Source organism: Spirillospora sp. NPDC049652 (genome assembly GCF_040675125.1).
GTDB lineage: Bacteria > Actinomycetota > Actinomycetes > Streptosporangiales > Streptosporangiaceae > Spirillospora.
The window spans coordinates 1-3,611 of sequence record NZ_JBFAOF010000763.1 but is presented as its reverse complement, the minus strand read 5'-3'; the positions used below and the strand labels follow the sequence as shown (position 1 = coordinate 3,611).

5 protein-coding genes are annotated in these 3,611 nt (G+C 72.3%); 4 read left to right on the top strand and 1 reads right to left on the bottom strand.

The window, feature by feature from the left end:
* The coding region (locus AB0J52_RS32155) for a regulatory protein RecX (RefSeq protein ID WP_500186576.1) at positions 1-306 on the top strand (306 nt) is incomplete at its 5' end.
* Between the two features lie 112 nt (positions 307-418).
* Here the strand turns inward: AB0J52_RS32155 and AB0J52_RS32150 are convergent.
* Positions 419-1,336 carry an LLM class flavin-dependent oxidoreductase gene (locus AB0J52_RS32150; RefSeq protein ID WP_500186575.1) on the bottom strand — a complete coding sequence of 306 codons (918 nt, stop codon included), beginning with the start codon at positions 1,334-1,336 and terminating at the stop codon, positions 419-421.
* Positions 1,337-1,430: 94 nt separating this feature from the next.
* Between AB0J52_RS32150 and AB0J52_RS32145 the strand changes: the two genes are divergently transcribed.
* The 3 genes from AB0J52_RS32145 to AB0J52_RS32135 all read left to right on the top strand — a co-directional run bounded on the left by AB0J52_RS32145 (position 1,431) and on the right by AB0J52_RS32135 (position 3,573).
* Positions 1,431-1,886 carry a MarR family winged helix-turn-helix transcriptional regulator gene (locus AB0J52_RS32145; RefSeq protein WP_500186574.1) on the top strand — a complete coding sequence of 152 codons (456 nt, stop codon included), beginning with the start codon at positions 1,431-1,433 and terminating at the stop codon, positions 1,884-1,886.
* 9 nt (positions 1,887-1,895) lie between these two features.
* On the top strand, positions 1,896-2,117 hold the full coding sequence (locus AB0J52_RS32140; RefSeq protein ID WP_500186573.1) for a hypothetical protein: 222 nt from the start codon (positions 1,896-1,898) through the stop codon (positions 2,115-2,117).
* A gap of 1,312 nt (positions 2,118-3,429) precedes the next feature.
* On the top strand, positions 3,430-3,573 hold the full coding sequence (locus tag AB0J52_RS32135; protein WP_500186572.1) for a hypothetical protein: 144 nt from the start codon (positions 3,430-3,432) through the stop codon (positions 3,571-3,573).
* Positions 3,574-3,611: the final 38 nt, after the last annotated feature.

Here is a 3,611-nt window from a genome sequence, read left to right as displayed (position 1 = left end):
GCCGGACGCGGCCTGGGCCGGCGGGCGCTGGCGGCCGAGCTGCGGCAGCGTGGCGTCGACCGCGAGATCGTCAACGAGGCCGTGGAGACGCTGGACTCCGAGCAGGAGGAGCGCCGCGCGCGTGAACTCGTCATGCGCAAGCTGTCCTCCACGCGCGGCGTCGAGCGCACCAAGCGCGTCCGACGACTCGTCGGGATGCTCGCCCGCAAGGGCTACCCGCCCGGCATGGCCTTCCGCGTCGTGAAGGACGCCCTCGAATCCGAAGGCGCCGACACCGACGACTTCCCCGAGGCCTGGGACGACTGACCCACCCACGCCCGCCCCCGGTCCAAGCCGCTCCATCCGCTTCAGGCGAGTTCGACCGCCCCGCTTCCCGCTGAGATTGACCATCGACGTGGGGCGCTTCCTCGCGGGCAGGTCAGGAGGGGGAGAGGGTGTGCTGGGCGGGGACGATGATCTCGTCGGTGAGGAGGCGTGCGGCGTTCTTGGGGTACGGGGTGCGGAGTCCCAGGACGATGTGGTCGACGCCGATGGCCGCCAGTTCCCGGACGGTGGTTCGTGCGGCGGGAAGGTCGTCGTAGGAGACGAGGATCTGGACCGAACGGGTGATCTCGGCGGGATCGCGGCCGATCTCGGCGCAGTGGGCGTCCAGGAGGCGGGCCCGGTCGGCGATGTGCGCGACGGGGTTGTGAGGCGGCCCGGGGATGTTCCAGATGTCGGCGTGGGCGGCCACCAGGCGGAGGACGCGGTCGCCCCAGCCGCCGATGAGGAGCGGCGGTCCGCCTGGCCGGACGGGACGCGGGTTGTTCCGGGTGCCGCGCAGGACGGTGTGCGGGCCGTCGAAGTCGAAGACGTCCTCGGTCCACATGCGGGTGAGGATGTCGACGGTCTCGGCGAGCCGGGTGACGCCTTCGCCGGGGCCGACCAGCGGCAGCCCGTAGGCGGCGTACTCGGCGATGGCGGGGTTGGGGCCGGGAACGCCGCCCGCGCCCGCGGGCTGGCGGGTGCCGCCGACGCCGAGCCCCATGATGAGCCGTCCGCCGGAGATGACGTCCACGGTGGTGGCGATCTTGCCGAGGACGGCTGGGCGCCGCATCCGGTTGTTGGTGACCAGCATGCCGAGGCCGAGGCGCTCGGTGCGGGCGGCGAGGGCGGCGAGCAGCGTCCAGCCTTCGAAGGCGGCGCCGTCCGGCGGGCCGACGAGGGGCAGCAGGTGGTCCCACAGCCAGCAGTCGTCGATCTCGGGGATGCCGTCGGCCTCCTCCCACACCCGCAGGATGTCGTCGTATCCGACGTGTGCCGGGCTGGTCTTGAGGCCGAACCTGATGTCGCTCATGGGGATGCTCCGAAATCTCGGGGGAGCGGACGATGCGTCAGACTAGCTGATCATCAGTCGTACTGACGATCCTGTGCGCGATAGATTTTCCGGCATGGCGGAACCGGGAGCGCGAGCGGGCGCGGATGTCCTCACCGATCGCCTGGGCTACCTGCTGAAACACGTCCAGGCACGGCTGGCCGAGGAGTCCGCGCGGACGTTGGAGCCGTTCGGGATCACCGGGAGGGAACTGGCCGTCCTCGCCGTCCTGGGGGAGAGCAGGCCGATCTCGCAGCTCGAAGGGGCGGGCCGCCTGGGCGTCGACCGGACCACCATGGTCGGGCTCGTCGACCGGCTCGAACGCCGGGGCCTGGTGGAGCGCCGCCGGAGCGAGCAGGACCGCCGTAAGAACGTCGTCGCGCTGACCGAGGACGGCGCCGACCTCCTGCGGCGCGCGGAGGACGCCCGTCGCGGCATGGAGCGGGCCTTCCTCGCACCCCTCGGGGACTCCGAAGCCGAGCGTTTCGTCCGTTCGCTTCGCCTACTCCTGAATGACGGAGGGTCGCGCTAGTTTGAGGCGATGGGTGACGAGAAGCCGCACGGTGAAGAGAAGCAGCTGCAGACCTACTCCAAGCGCACGCGGACGGCGGACGGCCGGACGTACTACGACAACGTCGAGGCCGAGTCGCTCGAAGACGCCTACCGCAGGTACGGGCAGAGCGCGTTCGAGGGCGCCGAGATCGACATCGTCCTCGCCGACCCCTGGGACATCGCCATGGGCGAGCGCGGCCTCAGCTACTGACCGCCAACCACCGGCCGGCCCGCAGGCCGGGGGGCGAGCCGCCTGACCCGCGGGGCGGCCGACGCCATGCCGCGCCCCTCCCGAGTCCGAGTACGCCGACCCGTGCGCTGCACCGCCAAGGCCGCTCGCCGTGCGAATCCGCCATGACCCGTTGCGGGACGCCTGCGTGAATTTCGGCGTTTGCGCTCGCAGGGCCGCCAACGGGCCGGTGGGCCCGCTGGAGCGCGACACGCCGGGGTGGGACCGGTTACGTGACCGGTCGGGAGTGTCACGGCTGGTGAGCGGCGGGTGGGACGGGAACGGCCGTAAGGCCTGTCCGGAATGCCCTGGTGTTTGCTTGCTCATTACATGGTTGCCGCTTACCGTTACGGCAGTGAGGAGTTACTCCGCGCACCAGCGGATTGCCATACGACTGAGCATGTTCTAGCAGGCGAGAGGCAGGAGGGGCAGCGACCGGAACCGGTCCGGAGCGGATCGGCCGGCCCGGTGCCGCCACGGCGGCGGCCGGGCGATGTCGTGTACCCGATGGTTCGCCCGGGTGCGGGTAGGTCCTCGCGAGGCAGGGCTCCAGAACCCCGTCAGGGGCCCGCGGGCGAGGAAGGATCGGCCTCGTGACTCCACCCGCGAGTGGCCACGCGGACCAGCCGTCCGCCCGCCCGCGCGGTGGGACCAGCCGTCGCCGGACCGCCTCCCCCTCACCCCTTGGTCCCGGTACCCGGACGCGTCTCCTTCCCGATTTTCGGGCGGCGGCTCCTCCCGCTACCGGAACACGACACCGTCCCAGTGCTCGACCGGCGTTTTCGGCCCGCACTCGGATGACTCCTCGGGCCGGTCTCTCGGCGGATGTTCGCCTCAGAGGTCGGACGCTTTCCCGCCCGGACGACCGGGCCGTTTCTTGTCACCGGGGCCCGGACGGACGTCCGGCCGGCCCCGTCCCCCTTACGCGCCCCGACGCGTCCAGCGCTCACGCGGCCCGTGCCGCCGTGTCCGGCGCGGGTCCGCGCCGGGGCGCCGTTATTTCCCGAACAGATAGCGGTGATCACTATGCGTGCCGTGAGTTTGTCGATAGCCATGCGTTCGCGACGCGTCCGCGGACGGAGACGTCCCGTCGCCGCGGGACGCGGGGTGCGGCGATGAACGCCGGACGACGATCCGCCGCGGCCCGCGGAGGATGCTCCGCGGCCTGGCGAGCGGACCACGCTGAAAGGCGGCCCGCGGTTCCGGCCGCGCGGCGTCGGCGGGCGGCGTCCCGGCCGGCGGCGGCCGGGCCGCGCGCCGGAGCCCGTCCCGGCTCGTCCGCGAGGAGGCGCTGATGGGCGGCACGGCGCTGACCGTGGCGGCGCTGCTGGTGGCCCTGATCGCGGTGGTGGCCCTGGTCGTGCTGGTGGTCGTGGTGATGCGGCGGCCGGGCGGCCCGGCCGGGCCCGATCCGGAGGAGGCCGAACAGTCCTCGTAGAACGCGCAGACGTCCTGCGTGATCGGCTCCAGCTTCTG

Coding starts and splice junctions, on each gene's coding strand:
- AB0J52_RS32150 (WP_500186575.1), bottom strand. CDS start 1,336: ATGAGCGACATCAGGTTCGGCCTCAAGACCAGCCCGGCACACGTCGGA.
- AB0J52_RS32145 (WP_500186574.1), top strand. CDS start 1,431: ATGGCGGAACCGGGAGCGCGAGCGGGCGCGGATGTCCTCACCGATCGC.
- AB0J52_RS32140 (WP_500186573.1), top strand. CDS start 1,896: ATGGGTGACGAGAAGCCGCACGGTGAAGAGAAGCAGCTGCAGACCTAC.
- AB0J52_RS32135 (WP_500186572.1), top strand. CDS start 3,430: ATGGGCGGCACGGCGCTGACCGTGGCGGCGCTGCTGGTGGCCCTGATC.